19 protein-coding genes are annotated in these 17,574 nt (G+C 53.4%); 11 read left to right on the forward strand and 8 right to left on the reverse strand.

Annotation, left to right across the window (positions count from 1 at the left end):
* The 10 genes from AC1MDT_RS25455 to AC1MDT_RS25500 all read left to right on the forward strand — a co-directional run bounded on the left by AC1MDT_RS25455 (position 1) and on the right by AC1MDT_RS25500 (position 11,391).
* Positions 1-1,380 (forward strand): hypothetical protein, encoded by a 1,380-nt coding sequence (locus AC1MDT_RS25455; protein WP_480419495.1) that lies wholly within the window; start codon positions 1-3, stop codon positions 1,378-1,380.
* A gap of 54 nt (positions 1,381-1,434) precedes the next feature.
* On the forward strand, positions 1,435-1,665 hold the full coding sequence (locus AC1MDT_RS25460; protein WP_480419496.1) for a helix-turn-helix transcriptional regulator: 231 nt from the start codon (positions 1,435-1,437) through the stop codon (positions 1,663-1,665).
* 480 nt (positions 1,666-2,145) lie between these two features.
* The gene (locus AC1MDT_RS25465) at positions 2,146-2,847 is read left to right on the forward strand and encodes an inovirus Gp2 family protein (RefSeq protein WP_480419497.1); all 702 of its coding nucleotides are present in this window, start codon (positions 2,146-2,148) and stop codon (positions 2,845-2,847) included.
* A gap of 100 nt (positions 2,848-2,947) precedes the next feature.
* Entirely contained in the window at positions 2,948-3,379 is a 432-nt protein-coding gene (locus tag AC1MDT_RS25470; protein ID WP_480419498.1) for a hypothetical protein, read from the forward strand.
* Between the two features lie 205 nt (positions 3,380-3,584).
* Positions 3,585-3,788 (forward strand): helix-turn-helix domain-containing protein, encoded by a 204-nt coding sequence (locus AC1MDT_RS25475; protein ID WP_434767654.1) that lies wholly within the window; start codon positions 3,585-3,587, stop codon positions 3,786-3,788.
* Positions 3,789-3,881: 93 nt separating this feature from the next.
* Positions 3,882-5,441, forward strand: coding sequence for a type I restriction-modification system subunit M (locus AC1MDT_RS25480; protein ID WP_480419499.1), 1,560 nt, complete (start codon positions 3,882-3,884; stop codon positions 5,439-5,441).
* On the forward strand, positions 5,438-6,745 hold the full coding sequence (locus tag AC1MDT_RS25485; RefSeq protein WP_480419500.1) for a restriction endonuclease subunit S: 1,308 nt from the start codon (positions 5,438-5,440) through the stop codon (positions 6,743-6,745). Before AC1MDT_RS25480 ends, AC1MDT_RS25485 begins: the two co-directional genes overlap by 4 nt.
* Position 6,746: 1 nt before the next feature.
* On the forward strand, positions 6,747-7,940 hold the full coding sequence (locus AC1MDT_RS25490) for an anticodon nuclease (protein ID WP_480419501.1): 1,194 nt from the start codon (positions 6,747-6,749) through the stop codon (positions 7,938-7,940).
* A 224-nt stretch (positions 7,941-8,164) separates the two neighbouring features.
* Entirely contained in the window at positions 8,165-8,293 is a 129-nt protein-coding gene (locus tag AC1MDT_RS25495) for a hypothetical protein (RefSeq protein ID WP_480419502.1), read from the forward strand.
* Positions 8,290-11,391 carry a type I restriction endonuclease subunit R gene (locus tag AC1MDT_RS25500; protein WP_480419503.1) on the forward strand — a complete coding sequence of 1,034 codons (3,102 nt, stop codon included), beginning with the start codon at positions 8,290-8,292 and terminating at the stop codon, positions 11,389-11,391. The genes AC1MDT_RS25495 and AC1MDT_RS25500 overlap by 4 nt, the downstream gene beginning before the upstream one ends.
* A gap of 266 nt (positions 11,392-11,657) precedes the next feature.
* On the opposite strand, the gene AC1MDT_RS25505 is transcribed toward AC1MDT_RS25500, so the two are convergent.
* Both AC1MDT_RS25505 and AC1MDT_RS25510 read right to left on the reverse strand, forming a co-directional pair.
* Positions 11,658-12,446 carry a hypothetical protein gene (locus tag AC1MDT_RS25505; protein WP_480419504.1) on the reverse strand — a complete coding sequence of 263 codons (789 nt, stop codon included), beginning with the start codon at positions 12,444-12,446 and terminating at the stop codon, positions 11,658-11,660.
* 49 nt (positions 12,447-12,495) lie between these two features.
* Complete coding sequence (locus AC1MDT_RS25510) at positions 12,496-12,849, reverse strand: hypothetical protein (RefSeq protein WP_480419505.1); 354 nt, start codon at positions 12,847-12,849, stop codon at positions 12,496-12,498.
* Positions 12,850-12,988: 139 nt separating this feature from the next.
* Here AC1MDT_RS25510 and AC1MDT_RS25515 point away from each other — a divergent pair, with 139 nt between their 5' ends.
* On the forward strand, positions 12,989-13,336 hold the full coding sequence (locus AC1MDT_RS25515) for a helix-turn-helix domain-containing protein (protein WP_464026032.1): 348 nt from the start codon (positions 12,989-12,991) through the stop codon (positions 13,334-13,336).
* 9 nt (positions 13,337-13,345) lie between these two features.
* Here the strand turns inward: AC1MDT_RS25515 and AC1MDT_RS25520 are convergent, their stop codons facing one another.
* From AC1MDT_RS25520 to AC1MDT_RS25545, 6 genes are all read right to left on the reverse strand, one after another.
* Positions 13,346-13,669, reverse strand: a complete 324-nt coding sequence (locus tag AC1MDT_RS25520; RefSeq protein ID WP_480419506.1) for a hypothetical protein — start codon at positions 13,667-13,669, stop codon at positions 13,346-13,348.
* Positions 13,670-13,729: 60 nt separating this feature from the next.
* Complete coding sequence (locus tag AC1MDT_RS25525; protein WP_480419507.1) at positions 13,730-13,918, reverse strand: hypothetical protein; 189 nt, start codon at positions 13,916-13,918, stop codon at positions 13,730-13,732.
* Positions 13,919-13,974: 56 nt separating this feature from the next.
* The gene (locus tag AC1MDT_RS25530; protein WP_480419508.1) at positions 13,975-14,868 is read right to left on the reverse strand and encodes a recombination directionality factor; all 894 of its coding nucleotides are present in this window, start codon (positions 14,866-14,868) and stop codon (positions 13,975-13,977) included.
* A gap of 90 nt (positions 14,869-14,958) precedes the next feature.
* Positions 14,959-15,960 (reverse strand): YqaJ viral recombinase family nuclease, encoded by a 1,002-nt coding sequence (locus tag AC1MDT_RS25535; protein WP_480419509.1) that lies wholly within the window; start codon positions 15,958-15,960, stop codon positions 14,959-14,961.
* A 78-nt stretch (positions 15,961-16,038) separates the two neighbouring features.
* The gene (locus tag AC1MDT_RS25540) at positions 16,039-17,007 is read right to left on the reverse strand and encodes a DUF932 domain-containing protein (RefSeq protein ID WP_003235085.1); all 969 of its coding nucleotides are present in this window, start codon (positions 17,005-17,007) and stop codon (positions 16,039-16,041) included.
* Between the two features lie 92 nt (positions 17,008-17,099).
* The gene (locus AC1MDT_RS25545; protein ID WP_480419510.1) at positions 17,100-17,429 is read right to left on the reverse strand and encodes a hypothetical protein; all 330 of its coding nucleotides are present in this window, start codon (positions 17,427-17,429) and stop codon (positions 17,100-17,102) included.
* Positions 17,430-17,574: the final 145 nt, after the last annotated feature.

Genomic DNA, 17,574 nt, shown 5'->3' on the forward strand with positions numbered 1-17,574 from the left:
ATGAGCCTGCGTATTCAGCCCCTCATACCGAAGCTGACTGATTGCGGACCTGAGGCGCGATTCATATTGGAAACCATTGCGAGGGGCGGCTCGCATGGTGGTAGTGCAGGCGAGTGCTTCCGAGGCAAGCTGCTTGCAAAACAGCTCCACATGGTGGAAGGCATAGTCAGTGCTGCCTTGGGGGAACTAGTGGCGGTTGGTGTGGTGGAACGCTTGGAGTCGGCCCGTGCCGGAAAAGGTCGGCCAAAGATCAGTAATCAAATTGCTCCGCAGTCGCTGGACACTCTTGAGGGCCAGCAATGTTCACATGCCTCTCACCCGGAACATCTGAAGCGGCTTTTTTCTGGAGCTGATATCCCGGCAGAGTTATTGGGGGCGCAGCCGAAGCCCCAGAGGAAGAGGTCGACAGTTACCAAGCTTGGAAAACCTGCGCCTCCGGGGGCTCGTAGCAGGTTGAGTATCTGTAATCGATTGCTGCTGGGGGCATTGCTCGCAAATGCCGATCAATTTGGTGTTGTGACAGGGCTCAGCAACTTGGACCTTAGACGACTGACAGGACTCGACTCCGAGAGTTTAAGTCATCGGCTCCAGCGTCTTAGGGGAGTGGGCTTGATTCGCAGCTACGTGCCCGGAGTGACAAGTTCGGTATTTCGTACCAAGAAGGTCAACAGCTCGTATTTCCTCAACCTAAATCATCCAGGCTATGGCTTGAGTGGCGAAGGTGCGGTTCTGGTGCACTGGCTGCCGCAGTCCAAAGTTCGGAACGATGTTTTCGGTGTGTTGTTGCGGGACATTCATGGTTTTCGCCGTCCACCTGCGTTGAACCGCGCAGAGACACCCAAGGCGGTTCTTCACTTTCTAGCTCGTGAACGGCGATCTGTTTTCGAGGTCTTGCGACTCATGCTCTATCGATGCGCCTCTGAATTGCTCTCGCGCCACTGGTTTGAGCTCGGTTGTGAAGGTTCGGTCGATCCTGGCTGGCTGAGGGAGCGGATTGAGGCAGATCTGCAAAGGCCACCCGGTTTGGGAAAGGGAGAGGTCGAGTCTGATCGGGCGTGGAAGGTTGTCATCGACCATTTTTGCAAACTGGTTTCTGGGATTGCGCAGGCGTACAGAGCGAGGTTTGGTGCGGCGAATTGGATCGGGTTCGACTTGGCGGATCTCAGTATCCTGCCAGTGTTGGAGGGCGAAGGTGACGAAATCATGGTGCTGCTCCTGCAGCCACGACCGGTGGAGATTTCCACATGCACAATTCTGAGGGAGTCTCAACGTGGTGAGTTGGCCATCGAGAGCTGGGGGGAAGAGTCAGAAATGCCGCTGGACTATCGCTTCGTTTGCGGGTTGTTGACACCGCCAGCGCGGCGGTTACTGAAAAGGTAAGTCATTTTTTACCGCACCTGCAGATCCTCTGAACGAATACGAGGAGCCCCGTTCATGAGGATCATTCGCCTGAAAGAAGTCATCGACTCGACTGGCCTAGCTCGGTCGACCATCTACAAATACATCGCGGAAGGTAGCTTCCCGAAACCGGTATCACTCGGCGACCGCTGCGTTGGCTGGGTCGATAGCGAGGTGCACGATTGGATCTTGGCGCGGATCGAAGAGCGTGATCTGGCTGAAGGAGCTGGAGTGAGATGCACCGGTCGCTTGAGTATGGCCAGTTAGGAACCAGCATAAGCGCCATGACCGGCTGGGACTGGTCATGGCGCTTATGCTGAGTGTGCCTATACCTTTTTCGACAAGCAGTGCTGCTCCTCGTTCGCCTTGTTTGGGTAGCAATATCAGCGCATGTCGAAATGGTTTTATTCCGGAGTAAGGCATTGGTGGAAATAGCCAGCCTGGCTAGATAATTGATGATTCGTATCCCGAACCAGTCGAGAGCGTCATTCTCGGTAAAAGTAATATGCTTTAAGCAACCCTTACCACCTGCAAGGTTCACGGTTACACGCCAAGCTAGACAGTTACTTGAATAGGTATACGCAAGCTGGGTTCGCTGAGCATCGCTTCAGGTTAAATATCTACAGGCTAGGTAGGGCTAGCCAAGGCACCGATCATCAGCGGTATACAGGTTGGTTGAGCAGCAGTGCAACGGTTAAAAAATACTCATTGGGTAGAGGTTATGAACCTACCTGAGGAGTAATAACCATGCACCTTGATTCCCCCAAGACTAAACGCTCTCAGCTTCGTCATTCCGATAACACCAACCTTCACCTGCACGACTTGCCTACCTACGATGGCTTGCCTGTAATGCTGGCCGCAGGGCCCTTCATCCGCGAATACCTTTTCCGTCTGAAAAAGACCATTGATCTAGCGCTGGATCAACACTCAAGGGTACTGGCATTCCGGGTGGACCTACGCCTACCCATGGGCATCGACCTACCTGACTACGCTTACACCAACGAAGCTATCAGTCGGTTTATCGACTCGTTCAAGGCCAAGATCGAGCACAATCGCGCGAAGGCTCGTGAGCGAAATCCATACGCTCATGACAGCAAGGTGCGTTACGTCTGGGCTAGAGAAATTGGAGAGATGGGGCGCCCGCATTACCATCTGCTTATCCTGCTCAACCAGGAGGCGTACTACACGGTGGGGTGGCTCAAATCTAAAGCCAGCAATATCAATAACCGCATGAAAGAAGCCTGGGCAAGCGCTCTGGGACTGTCAGTTGATGACGTGAGAGGATTGGTGAATATCCCGCCAAGCGCTGAATACCGAATAGACCGAGATGTCCGCCCTGGTGATGTGGATGAACTGCCAGCACTGTTCTATAGGGCGAGCTACCTCTGCAAGGCCGCTACGAAGTCCTACGGGGATAATCATCATGGGTTCGGAAGCAGTCGGGGCTAATTGCCTAACTGCCGCACAATCGCGCCATGCCCATGGAATCCTGGCCTGCCGATGGATTAGGCTCCGGCCAGGAATCTAAGGCTGATGTGAGTGCTGTGGGATGACAGAGAAAGGAGAGCGCTGCTGGCAGCATTACCAGTCGGTATACGAACGGAATCAGCCAGAACTCAGCAAGGGCCGTGCTCTTGATGAATGCCTGCATCATTTCCTTGATCAACGCCCAGCAGTTAAGAACTTGTCAGCAGTTGTTCGTGCGCAAGGCCTAGCATCGGCATCGATTTGGCTTGATGTGGATGCGGTTTCTCAATCCGAACTCGCCAGCCTGGCCCTCAGCCGGGTGCTGCATTTCGATAAAGCAGTCAGTGTCGAGCTGCTGTTGCACCTCGCTAGCCATAATCCGGAAACCCTCAGATGGGCGATTCGCAACGCGAAGCTGTTTGAACGTACGGAGTCGCCGCTCTGGCTTGCCATGCGCGCATTGCTCAGCGACTCGCGTGGGATGGTTGGTTGCGGCTTCTTGGATAGGGGATAACCCCACGAAAGTGCTTGCCGGATAGTGGCTGGAGTGGATCTCCTGCTTGGGCTCGATCTCGCGCTAATCTCCAGGCAAACCCAAATCCGATAAGAAGTTAGTTTTGGCTGCAAAATTTTAGTTTGACTAGCAAAATGTCACGCTAACAAAAGCCACCGTGTTACCCTCGGGGTTCACGAGAAGACCAATTTCCAGGGGCACAGCCATGATCCGCTGCCATCTCGCCCGCATGATGGGCGAGCACAAAATGCGTATTGCTGACGTAGCCAGAGAAACGGGGCTTAGCCGCGCCACGGTAACCCTGCTCTACAAAGAAACAGCGCAGAAAGTGGATCTGGAAGCCATTGAGAAGCTGTGCCTAATGTTTGAATGTCAAGTAGGCGAACTGCTTGAGCTGAAACCAGCATAGACAGCGCTGCTGCCGAGGCTCCGGATCACACAGCAAGCGCCTTAACGACATCCAGCAAACGACTAAAACCTAGAAAATTAACAGGGAAAACGAATGACCAGCACCCAACAACGCGCCGCTCTGCAGCGCCAGATATGGGCCATTGCCAACGATGTCCGTGGCGCCGTCGATGGCTGGGACTTCAAGCAATATGTGCTCGGCACCCTGTTCTACCGCTTTATCAGCGAAAACTTCGCGGATTACATGACCGGCGGCGATGAATCAGTCGATTACGTCGCAATGGGTGATGGCGACAAGAATATCGCGGCAGTCAAAGACGATGCCATCAGGACTAAGGGCTACTTCATCTATCCCAGCCAGCTATTCGCCAAGGTGGCGGCCAGTGCCCACAGCAACGAAAGCCTGAACACCGACCTGGCTAACATCTTTAAAGACATTGAAGCGTCCGCCAGCGGCTACCCCTCCGAGCGCGATATCAAAGGCCTGTTTGCCGACTTCGACACCACTAGCAACCGTCTGGGCAATACCGTAAAGGACAAGAATGCGCGCCTCGCCGACGTGCTCAAAGGTGTAGCAAAGTTGGACTTTGGCACCTTTGACGAAAGCCACATCGACCTTTTTGGCGACGCTTACGAATTCCTCATCTCCAACTACGCCGCCAATGCCGGCAAATCGGGCGGTGAGTTCTTCACTCCGCAGCAGGTCTCCAAGCTGATCGCCCAGCTCGCCATGCACAAGCAAACCAGTATCAACAAGATCTACGATCCCGCTTGCGGCTCGGGCTCGCTGCTGCTGCAAGCCAAGAGGCACTTTGATGAACACATCATCGAAGACGGTTTTTTCGGTCAGGAACTCAATCACACCACGTATAACCTGGCGCGGATGAATATGTTCCTCCACAACGTCAACTACGACAAATTCAATATCCAGCTCGGTGATACGCTGATCGAACCGCACTTTGGCGACGATAAACCCTTCGATGCCATCGTCTCCAACCCGCCGTATTCGGTGAAGTGGAAGGGGGCGGACGACCCCACTCTGATTAACGACGACCGCTTTGCCCCGGCCGGCGTGCTAGCCCCTAAATCCAAGGCTGACTTCGCCTTTGTGCTGCACGCCCTCAGCTACCTCTCAGCTAAAGGCCGCGCCGCCATTGTCTGCTTCCCCGGCATTTTCTACCGGGGTGGAGCCGAGCAGAAAATCCGCCAATACCTGGTGGACAACAACTATGTGGAAAGTGTGATTTCGCTCGCCTCCAACCTGTTCTACGGCACCACCATCGCTGTGAATATTCTGGTGCTGTCCAAACACAAGACGGACACCACCACTCAATTTATCGACGCCAGCGGCCTGTTTAAAAAAGGCACCAACAACAACCTGCTGGAAGACTCGCATATCGAGCGCATCATGCAGGTGTTCGACAGCAAGGCGAATGTGGATCACTTTGCCAGGTCCGTCCCTTTGGAGAAGGTGGCTGCCAACGATTACAACCTGTCCGTCAGCAGCTATATCGATGTCAAGGACAACCGCGAAGTGGTGAATATTGCTCAGCTCAATGCCGACCTGAGAACCGCGGTTGTCAGGATCGACCATCTGCGCAAGGATATTGATGCCATCGTTGCGCAGATCGAGGGTGAGGAGTTGGGAGCATGAGCAGCATGAACTTCTTGGGTAGATTGCTGGATGGTGTAGCGGTGGTGTGGAAACCACTTGATGATGTAATTGTTTCACTAAAAACTGGGCTTAACCCCCGCCAAAATTTTCAGTTAAATACAGTGGGTGCGGAAGGCTACTACGTTACCGTACGTGAAATTCAAAATGGAAATGTAGTATTTCTAGATAAAACAGATAGGGTTAACAAGAAGGCCCTGGAGCTTATAAATAATCGCTCCAATTTAGAAGTCGGCGATATTTTGTTTTCAGGAACAGGAACAGTCGGAAGAATTGCTGTTGTAAAAAATGAACCCGAGACCTGGAATGTAAAGGAAGGGGTGTACGTAATTAAGCCCGTTCATAAAACTATTGATTCACGATATCTTTCGCACCTCCTGCGTTCTCAAGGGATAGTAAAAGAATACAGCAAGAAAATTGTTGGGTCACCGGTGGTTAGTTTGCCGATGGGCGATCTTAGAAGGCTCCTAATTCCCATCCCTTGCCCAGAAAATCCCAAAAAATCGCTAGAGATTCAAACTGAAATTGTCCGCATACTGGACACCTTTACCGAGCTTACTTCCGAACTTACTGCCGAACTTACTGCCGAACTTGCCGCGCGTAAAAAGCAATATATCTACTATCGCGACAATTTGTTGAGTTTTAAAGAAGGGGATGTGGAGTGGAAGGCGCTGGGGGATATTGGCGAATTTATTCGTGGCAAGCGTTTTACCAAGGCTGACTATGTGGAAGACGGAATCAACGTTATCCATTACGGCGAGATATACACGCGTTACGGCGTTTTTACGACGCGAGCTTTTTCTCAGGTCAGAAATGATATGGTTGGGTCGCTGCGCTATGCAGAGCCAGGCGATGTGGTGATAACCGACGTGGGTGAGACCGTTGAAGATGTTGGTAAGGCAGTGGCATGGCTCGGAGATGAAAAGGTCGCTATACATGACCATTGCTATGCTTTTCGGCATTCGATGGATCCGAAATTTGTTTCCTATTGCATGCAAGCAACACCATTTGTTGCAGAGAAGGCAAAATATATAGCCAGAACCAAAGTTAATACACTGCTGGTTAAAGGTTTTTCAAAGATTAAAATCCCTGTTCCTTATCCAGGTGATCCTGATAAATCCCTTGCCGAACAAGCCCGTATCGTTGGCATCCTCGACAAATTAGACGTTTTGACAAACGCCGTCAGCGAAGTCTTACCGCATGAAATTGCTTTGCGCCAAAAGCAATACGCGTATTACCGCGACTTGCTGTTGAGTTTCCCTAGGCCTGAAGAGGTAGCGGCGTAATATGGGTAAGACGCTATCGGAAATAGCTCAACAATTGAGCACTCCTAAAACGGTTCAAAAAACCGTTCCGGAAAAGACGAAGGTGATAGAAGAGGCTAAACCTGTGCCCAAGGTGCAGCTTATCTATGCCTTTAATGGTACGGGTAAAACACGCCTGTCGCGTGAGTTAAAACAGCTAATTGCACCGAAGGGCGATGGCGGAGACGGAGCTGGTGAGGCAGATCAGCTTGAGTTGTCGCGTAACAAGATTCTTTATTACAACGCGTTTACCGAAGATTTGTTTTTTTGGGATAACGATTTGGCGGGAGATGCAGAGCCCAAGCTGAAGATTCAGCCGAATTCATACACGGATTGGTTGCTTGCTCTGCTTAGAGATTTGGGTCAAGACGGAAACATCGTCAAGTATTTCCAGCGCTATGCGAATGACAAACTAACGCCGCATTTTAGTGAGGACTTCACAGAGGTAAGCTTTTCTCTGGAGCGTGGCAACAATGAACGATCTGGCTATATCAAGATATCCAAGGGTGAAGAAAGTAACTTTGTATGGAGTGTCTTTTATGCTCTTTTGGATCAAGTAATCACGATTCTAAATTTCGCCGAGCCCGAAGGCCGGGAGACCAACCAGTTTGACCGCCTGGAATACGTCTTTATTGATGATCCGGTCAGCTCTCTTGATGATAACCATTTGATCGAATTGGCGGTCAACTTAGGGGGGTTGATCAAATCCAGTCGATCCGACCTGAAGTTTATCGTTACGACGCACAGTCCGTTGTTCTATAATGTATTATTCAATGAGTTGAAAAATAAGGTCTGCTATTTGCTAGAGCATCTTGATGATGGAACTTATGCTCTCACTGAAAAGCCCGGCGACTCTAACAAAAGCTTTTCCTATCATCTACATTTGAAGCATACGATAGAGCAGGCGATTGCTGAAAACAAAGTTGAAAGGTATCACTTCACTTTGCTGCGCAATCTCTACGAAAAAACTTCCAGCTTTTTGGGCTATCCCAATTGGTCGGAGCTATTGCCTGAGGACAAGCAGCTCTATCTGGGCAGGGTCATGAATTTCACAAGCCATAGCACTTTGTCTAATGAGGCCGTTGCAGAACCCACTCCAGCAGAAAAAGCCATGGTCAAGTTGTTGCTCGATAATTTGAAAGACAAATACGGCTTTTGGAAGCAAGAGGGCGTATGAAGGCATGACCGTTATCATTCATCCCAGTGATTACCACCAGACGCCGGTAGCGTACGCACCCTGCGTGCTATGACACGAGAGAACGACCATGTCGACGTACAACCTTACATTGCGCGATCAAACCACTGAGTTTCTGCTTTACACCACGCCTAATGGCGCTATCAAGGTAGAGGTATTGCTCAGCAATGAGAATGTTTAGCTGACGCAGAAACGGCTACGGCGTAGTGTCGCGCCAGCAGGCGGAACAGAAAACCCTTGCCGAGTATGAAAAGTTCAATATACAGCAGCGCATCGAATCTGATTTCGACCGCGAGGTGAAAAAGCTGTTGCAGAAAAGGGACGCGCAAGAATGAGCGATTACACGACCATCGCCGAATCGAAAAGCTTCATCGTTCTGGACCAGTACATAAAGGAATCGCAGGTGGCCGAAAGCTATCAGAGCGAAGGCGATTTGGAGCGTGAGTTTATTGAGGATCTGGTCAATCAGGGTTATGAATACCTGCCCGGCCTGAACACGCCCCAAGCCCTGCTGGCCAATGTGCGCGTGCAGCTGCAAACGCTCAATAACGCGCAGTTTTCCGACAGTGAGTGGCAACGCTTTGTCGAGAGCTGGCTGGACAAGTCCAGTGAAGGCCTCAATGAGAAAACCCGCAAGATCCATGACGACTACATTCACGACTTCGTCTTTGACGATGGCCGTATCCAGAACATCTACCTGCTGGACAAGAAAAACGTTCTGCGCAACAAGGTGCAGGTGATCAAGCAGTTTGAACAAAAGGGCAGCCACGCCAATCGCTACGACGTGACGATTCTGGTCAATGGCTTGCCCCTTGTGCAGGTGGAATTGAAGAAGCGTGGTGTGGCGATTCGTGAGGCCTTCAATCAGGTACACCGCTACAGCAAGGAGAGCTTGAATAGTGAGCATTCCCTGTTCAAATACCTGCAGCTATTCGTGATCTCCAACGGCACCGACAGCCGTTACTTTGCTAACACCACCCAGCGCAACAAGAACAGCTTCGACTTCACCATGAACTGGGCGAAGTCCGATAACAGCCTGATCAAAGATCTGAAAGACTTCACCGCTACCTTCTTCCAGAAGCATACGCTGCTCAATGTGCTCCTGCACTACTCGGTGTTCGATGTCAGCAACACACTGTTGGTGATGCGCCCGTACCAGATTGCCGCCACAGAACGCATTCTGTGGGCGATCAACTGCGCGTATCACGCCAAAAACTGGAGCAAGCACGAAGGCGGCGGCTTCATCTGGCACACCACCGGCTCTGGCAAGACGCTGACCAGCTTCAAGGCGGCTCGTCTGGCCACTGAGCTGGCGTATGTCGACAAGGTGTTCTTCGTGGTGGACCGCAAGGATCTGGATTACCAGACCATGAAGGAATACCAGCGCTTTTCCCCGGAAAGCGTGAATGGTTCGGACAGCACGGCGGGCCTGAAGCGTAACCTGGACAAGGACGACAACAAGATCATCGTCACCACCATCCAGAAGCTCAACAACCTGATGAAGAGCGAGCCCGACCTGCCCATTTACGGCAAACAGGTGGTGTTCATTTTCGACGAGTGCCACCGCAGCCAGTTTGGTGAAGCGCAGAAGAACCTGAAGAAGAAGTTCAAGAAGTTCTATCAGTTCGGCTTTACCGGCACGCCGATATTTGCAGGCCATAACGCCTTAGGTGCGGAAGATACGGCAAGCGTGTTTGGCCGTGAATTGCATTCGTACGTGATCACCGATGCGATTCGCGACGAGAAGGTGCTCAAGTTCAAGGTCGATTACAACGATGTGCGGCCGCAGTTCAAAGCCATTGAAACCGAGCAGGATGAGAAAAAACTTACCGCGGCTGAGAACAAGCAGGCGTTGCTGCACCCCGAGCGTATCCGAGAGATCACGCAGTACATCCTGAACAGCTACCGGCAGAAAACCCACCGACTGCACGCGGGAAATAAGGGCTTCAATGCCATGTTCGCGGTCAGCAGCGTGGACGCTGCCAAGCTGTACTACGAGTCTTTCAGGGAGTTACAGAAGGGCAGTGACAAGCCTTTAAGGGTGGCCACTATCTTCTCGTTCGCGGCCAATGAGGAGCAGGATGCGGTAGGGGAGATCGAAGACGAAAGCTTCGATGTTTCGGCCATGAACAGCAGCGCCAAGGAATTTTTGAATGCGGCCATTGCGGACTACAACGGGCTGTTCAAAACCAACTTCAGCGTCGACAGCAACGGCTTTCAGAACTACTACCGCGACCTGGCTAAGCAGGTCAAAGCCAGGGAAATCGACCTGTTGATCGTGGTGGGCATGTTCCTCACCGGCTTCGATGCGCCCACGCTTAACACGCTGTTCGTCGACAAAAACCTGCGCTACCACGGCCTGGTGCAGGCCTATTCGCGCACCAACCGGATTTTTGATGCGACCAAGACCTTTGGCAATATCGTGACCTTCCGCGATCTGGAACAGGCGACCATCGATGCCATCACCTTGTTCGGCAACAGCAATACCCGAAACGTGGTACTGGAGAAGAGCTACAAGGAGTACATGGAGGGCTTTACCGATGTGCTAACAGGCGAGGCGCGGCGTGGTTTCGTTGAGGTCGTTACAGAGCTGGAGCAGCGCTTCCCCAACCCTGCAGCCATTGAAAAAGAGTCTGATAAAAAGGCCTTTGCCAAGCTGTTTGGCGAGTACTTGCGCGTGGAGAACGTGCTCCAGAACTACGATGAATTCGCCAGTCTCAAGGCCTTGCAAAGCTTGGAAATGAACGATTCGGCGGCAATTGAGGCGTTCAAGGCACAGCATTATTTGAGCGATGAAGATCTTGCCGCACTGCAAGCGATCAAGATGCCAGCGGAGCGGAAAATCCAGGATTACCGCTCGACCTATAACGATGTGCGTGATTGGCTGCGCCGGGAAAAAGCGGGCGCAGAAAAGCAAAAATCCACCATCGATTGGGATGATGTGGTCTTTGAAGTGGACCTGCTCAAATCGCAGGAAATCAATCTAGATTACATCCTGGAGCTGATTTTTGAGCACAACAAGAAGATCAAGAGCAAATCGGACCTGGTGGATGAAGTGCGCCGGGTGATTCGTGCCAGCTTGGGTAATCGCGCGAAGGAAAGCTTGTTGGTCGATTTCATCAACCAGACCGATCTGGATCAGATTGGCGACAAAGCCAGCGTGATCGACGCCTTCTTCAGCTTTGCTCAAGAGGAACAGCTGCGTGAGGCACAAGAGCTGATCTGCACCGAGAATCTGAATACCGAGGCGGCTAGACGCTATATCACCACCTCGCTGAAGCGTGAGTTTGCCAGTGACAGTGGTACTGAGCTGAATGCCGTTTTGCCCAAGATGAGCCCATTGAATCCGCAGTACCTGACCAAAAAGCAGAGTGTTTTCCAGCAAATCGCAGCATTTGTTGAGAAGTTTAAAGGGGTGGGCGGGAGCGTTTAAAAATATGCCAACATGGCGCCCAAGTTGCTCAGTGATGAGTCGACTAGAGATGTGTTTTTGACGATGGTGTATCAACTGTTGAAAAGGGATGCGGGTGCGGATCTGCTTAGTTCGGTGCGGAACAGTTAAAAGCAAAAAATAAAGACACCATGAAGTCGGCAGAAGGCTCAGTAGCCCTCTGTCCGCCTCATGCCGTTTATTCAGTCTCGGGTGCCTCAGGATGAGCAAGGCACCTATTTGGGCCTGTGCATCTGGGCTCAGGATTGTTATTGCAGCAGATACCCCATTGGCTGCTCATCTTTGTCGAAGCAAAGGATGGTTTCACAGTGACCGCCTAGCTGGTCAGCATTCGACTCGCTGATGTCCGGTAACCATTTGCCCAGCTCAGCTACTGGTACCTTCTTGTTGTTGACATAGCAGTCGTCATCCATGCGCGGATTGCACCAGGCGGTTTTGACTTTTGGCCATTCGAACTGGGGAGTTTGCGGGGTGTTCGTCGCCGCTGATGCTGCTCCGCCTTTCTCCTTATTCCATGCTGCCCAACCACCGATGTAACGCTTATCGAATGTCGAAACCAGTTCATTGTCCGGAACTCCTGCATCTAAGTAGAACCTCATCAGCAGGCTACCCGCTTCGGCGTAAGACACTTGACGAGTCGCATCGGTGCGATAGGCAACGGGCTTGCCATCGGTGCTACTGCCTATGCGGTACCAGATGGAGAGCTGGAACGGGGTGTCCTCCTTCCAGTTACCGACCTCTGCACCTTGGATTCGGCAGTTGCCACGTTGGCACATGCCATTGACTTTATTGGTGATGCGGACGCTCTGCTGGCGCTGAGCGTCCCATAGGTCCACGTACCGCGTGCTTGTGAGCCAAGTACAGAAGAGCATTGGTTGACCCGTCGCCGCTGGGCGGGTGACGCATGGAATCGCTTCCGGCAGGTTGTGGCTCGATTTCTCGTCGGGAAAGAAAGCCGCTGTCCCCTGGTACGCGGAGATCTCAGCGTTGGCGTGAGCACAGGACGCGAGAAGGAGGATGCTGAGGATACGTTTCATTGTTTATTTCTTACTATGAAGGGTTTGACGAGGGGGCTGAGCAAAGCTGCTATTTCTTGTAAACAACCTTGAGCCGCTTGTTGACGTAGTCCTTGATGATCTCGTAGTCGGGGTTGTACGTAACGAGCGTATGACCTACGCCTGCTGCAGCCGTTAATGTCGCTATGGTCAATGTTGCAGGTGTTGTCAGGACGGTGAATACGGCGCCGAGTGCGCCGCCTTGTACCACTGCACTTTTCACATCGCTTTTGACTCGACACTTCAGCCCCTGGCTTTCAATCTTGGTTTCAACCAGTTTGATACCTGCCATGAAATTGCCCCTGAGACTATGGATCTCGAAGGACTCTTTACTTTTCACTAGACCTTCAATCTGCGCTTCATTCAGACCTGTTATGACGATCATGGGGTTTCTGAGCTCCTTGCAAGAGTTAGTGAATTTGAAAAAGGGTGGAATACCAACCTTTAAGGGTGAGTCTCGGTTTGATAAGTCCTTCATGTCAACAGGTTGATGCTCAACCATCCAGGTTGAACTGGAGGGTGGCATGTCAAAAACCGAATCGAAGCAGTTGGCGGAGCTTGTTGGCCAAGCAATTGCTCGCCAGCGTGCTCGTTGCAAGCTGAGTCAGGAGCAGGTTGCGGAAAAGCTTGGGATTGGAAGCGAGGCTGTATCCCGTATCGAGAGAGGCATCGTTATGCCCAACATCGAGCGTTTGGTGGAGCTGGCAGCGGTTTTTCGTTGTGAAACGGCTGACCTGCTGACCGAGGGGAGTTCACGCCCTGAGGATCAGGCGCGGAGGCTTTATGACTTGCTGTCTAGGCTGGAGGCGCATGACCGCGACTTCGTCATGGACATGGTGGAGCGTCTTGTCACTAGGCTTGATCGCAACTGATTAGCTCAGTCACGGCGGTTGCTTTGTTGTTTCAGAGGATTCTTTTTCCCGAGGCTCGTCGAACAGAGCACCACAGCGTAGGCACAAACAGTTGAACCCTGCGAAGTGATATTTGGCGACATCCTCTGCTACCCGCAACGCCGATGGATACGCGGGAGTGATAGCGGCCAACCCATTGATGAGCAGATGGCTGCCTGGCGCTTGGGTATTCTCATTAGATTTCTGCGCTTCTCGCAGCGCGCTGTCAGCCAGGCCGAGTAACAGGGCGATGCCTTTGGCAGCTTCCCTAGTTAGGACGGCCTTGGAGTCGCAGATCAAGCAGTATCGAAGCATGATTCATTCTCCTGGTAAAAGCGGCCGTGTGTATGGCCGCTGACGGTTACTTGGAATATTTCAGGTGGGATTTCCCCGACTGGGGGAAATTAATCTGAGCAAGCGGCTCAGGATCCAGCAGGCCAGCAGGACGGCCAGTAACAGCGGTGGAAAGCGCAGCATGAGCAGAATACTCAGCACCAGCGCCCCGGCGGCTGCAAGCGCGCCGACGAATATGAACAAGCAGAGCAAAAATCGCATTAGCGACATGGCGGGACTCCAAGATCTTGTATCTGGCCGATGTACTCGGCACCGACAGGTTTGATTCAGTGGCTCTGCGACGTGAGGGCTTCTAGTTTTCCCGCGAGGGAGTTGGGAGCTGGCTGCGATTCTCCCTGGCTAGAGGTGCTGGCGGGCTCCGAGTTTACGAAGAACTCCTCGATCACGACGTGACTGTCCTCCTCGCTGTCCTCGAAGGCGCCATTGCCGAAGCCTCGGCGAGCCGCGTCATCTAGAGCCCTCTGATCGAAACCTGCTGTTTGCCGCTGTGTATCCAGCTCGTTCGCCTTATGCAGTGCTTCGCTCATATCGATGCCAGCGCGTATCGTGAGGTCGACATAGAAAATCGGCGTGCCATGGCTTTGCCGGGTGGATTTACCGCGTAGACGCAGCTCCAGCGGCATGCAAGCCAGTCGATTGCCCGAGATGGCCTGGAAGTAATGCAGTCGAGCGGCCAGGGTGCGGATGCTGTTGAATCCGGTGGTGCGGAACACAAAGCTACCCAACGAATCCTCATCACCGATAATCACATTCAGTCGCCCGTAAGGCTTGCAGGCACCGCCTTTGGCCAGTGGGCAGGCATCGGGCGAAGGGCAGGGCAGAGACTGTATGCCGTCCTGGGCTGCGCGCTTGCAGGTTTCACCATTGCCCACGCACAACGGTCGCCCGGACTGCCGGTCGAACAGGGTGTAATCGGCCCGGAAATTCAGCTCCGGTTCGTTGAACAATAGGCGTATAGGAATACTGCGCAGCTTGTCTTCCTTACTCTGGCGCAGTTCGTCGTTGAGTGGATGTAGCAGCCAGCCATCCCTGCTTTGTACTTGGGATGTGATGGTGAACTGATCATCTTTCTCCGGCAGGCGTTTACCGTTTCTTTCAACGACTTTGCCGATGGAGATGCGTCCGAGCACGGGCGGAGTCAGTGCTAAGCCTTTCAACATGATGGTTCTCCTGGAAATGAAAAAAGACCAGTCACGCAGCGCGAACTGTATGGACTGGCCAAGGGGAGGGAAGAGTGAAAGAGGTGGAAATCAGCCGACCAGGAAACGCCTTGCACCGGGTTTCAGCAGCGGGTACTTAGCCTGCAGGTAGGGCTTGTCCTGGAGCAGTTGAGCGACATCGAGACCGATGCTGTCCTTGGCCTTGCGCCAGGAGACGTAGCCGCTGGAGAACTCCGCCCGACTGGCATCGCCCATGGCTTGCTGCAGCATCTGCTTGAGCTCAGCCTCGCGCTTTTCCTTATCGGCAATCGACTGGCGCACGGCCTTGAGCTCTAAGTAGGCCGCAGCCAATCCTGCGTGGCCGCTGAAGTCGACGGTCTGATCGTTGTCCTCGGGGTACAAGCAGCGCAAAGCCGCCTCGGCCGATGCACTGCCGTCGGCTGGCGGCGGGGTATCGGTTTCCACGTAGGTCCAAAACTTACGCTCCAGTTCGATCAGGCGGGCGATCATCTGCTCATCTCGCTCAATGCGATGGATCTCCAGGTGCTGACCTCCGAGCAGCACCGCTACATCTGCCGCCTGCTTGCCGGTGACTGCGAGTTGGTGCATCACTTGCAGTTCTACATACTCGGGTACACCTTCCTTCCAGAGACGTGCCCCATTTATGCCGGCGGTCTTACATTCGAGGATCTGCACGTCGTCCGCGCCGATCACCTCACGGTCGATGTTGGCTAGCATCCAGGACATATCCGGATTCGGATGCTGCAGTACGGCGTTGATACGTCGCACCTTATTCTCAGTACGCTTGCTGTAGTGCCAGGCCACGATTGGTTCCAGCACGTTGCCCCAGTACATCGGACTTTCTTCATCATGTGGGTCGGCTTTTGGCAGAGTGGTGCCTCGACCGGTTTTCTCCAGCCACAGCTCCAACTGCGATTTGTAGGGATTTAGACCCACCGCAGCGCCGGCATCCGAGCTGCCGATGCCTTGCTTGCGCACCGCCAGCCAATCTTCACGAGGCAGTTCCTTGGTGCTGATCAGGCGCAGCGCTGGACGAGCCTTGCTAGTGCTGCGCAACGGAGTAGCGTTCATAGCGTTCACCTTGCAGAAATAGAAACGCCCGATCAGCCTCGTTGCTGATCGGGCGTTTTGGGGGGAGGAAGTAACCGGTTAGGCGACAAGCTGCAGGGCGGTGTCCAGAGCACGTTGCTTGATCTGCGCCCCTTGGCCGAACCAGGCCGAGTCCATGCGGTACTCGTTGCTACGGGCGCGACGTTCATGGTCGACGTACTCGGTTACGGCGTTGAGCAGGCCCCAGGCGGTACCGCGAGCCGAGTCCAGCTGACTGCCCCGACCACGGCCTTCATACAGCTCTTGCACCTTTCGCAGGGCGCGTTCGTTGGGCAGTACCTCCGGCAGTGCGCCGGTTGGACTGGTCTCACACAACACTGTCATGAAGAACCCCAGCGCCTCATGCCACTGAACCTTGCGCTCAGACAAAGTCCGCATGCGGTACATAAACTCATCCCACTGCGAGACGGCGATGCCGAGCTGCTTCTTCACTGCTTTCGGATCGAAGCGGGTGTTGTGCGGCACCTTGATCGCTCGGCTGGTGCCGTCCAGGGCGATGGTCAGGGTGTTGTTGCACACCACTCGCACGGTGGTTGGTGTTGCTGTAGTGGCCAGGGTGCCATCGCAGGATGTAGCCAGTAGCAAGTAGCCGTTGACCTGATCGTTACCCTTGAGCGCTGCGCCTTGCCCGGTACGCGCCAGCGCCCAGAACTTGCGACCACCTTTGAGTACCCCCGCAGTCTCCAGCTCGTAGCCGGAGACCTCGGTGAGGTCACGATAAAACTCCAAAACTTCCCGAGGCTGCACGGTGTGGTAGCGCTGGGAAACCACCGACAGCGGTGCTTTGGTGTCCGAACGGTAGAGCACCTTCTGCTCGGGGAAGGAGTGGATGCTGCCGAGATGGCCGACAGTGTCGGCTTTGAAGTGAACGGGGCTTTCTTGGATCGCCCAGTCCATTCCGGCTTCGCGTTGCCAGATTTCGATGGGTTGTTTTTGAGTGAGTTGATTGCCCAGGCCATGCCAGGGGGCTGCGCCAGCATAGGCCATTGTTTCGACGAGATGAGCCATGGTTGTAATTCCTTTAGATGCAAGCCGGCATAAAGCGCCACGCAGAGCGCAGTACCTTCCGGACTTAATAAATAGAAGGGGAGTTGACTTGGTTAGGTCGGGAGGTTGAAGCGGTGGCCGCATAGCAAGCAGAGGTTGTGGGCCAAGACGTGGCGATCGAGCGACTCACCCAACTGGGCGCCGAGAGCACAGCCACCGACACCGCCGGCCAGCCCACCGAGGATGGCACCCGATACCGAACCAAATGTGATACCTACAGGGCCGGCGATAGCGCCAATGAGCGCGCCCGCTTGGCCTCCAGCCAACGCAGCACTGACGCCACGTGCAGCACCACCCACGGTGCCGATGGCCGCGCCGACTTTCATGGCGTGATGGAATGAAGCGACTTTGGGGGAATGACAGCGAGGACACTGCAATGACATGGGGCGAACCTCCTTGATGGTGTAGTCAAGGTGGTTATGTGTGGTTGAAAGTTATTTGGATCGTATTAGCGCAGTGTGTGGCAGAAAACGAAACTACGCCGTAGCGGTCGGTTGGAGGCGGCCAGAGATGCCATTGCTTGAAGGT

The organism is Pseudomonas sp. ASL7, from assembly GCF_056680375.1.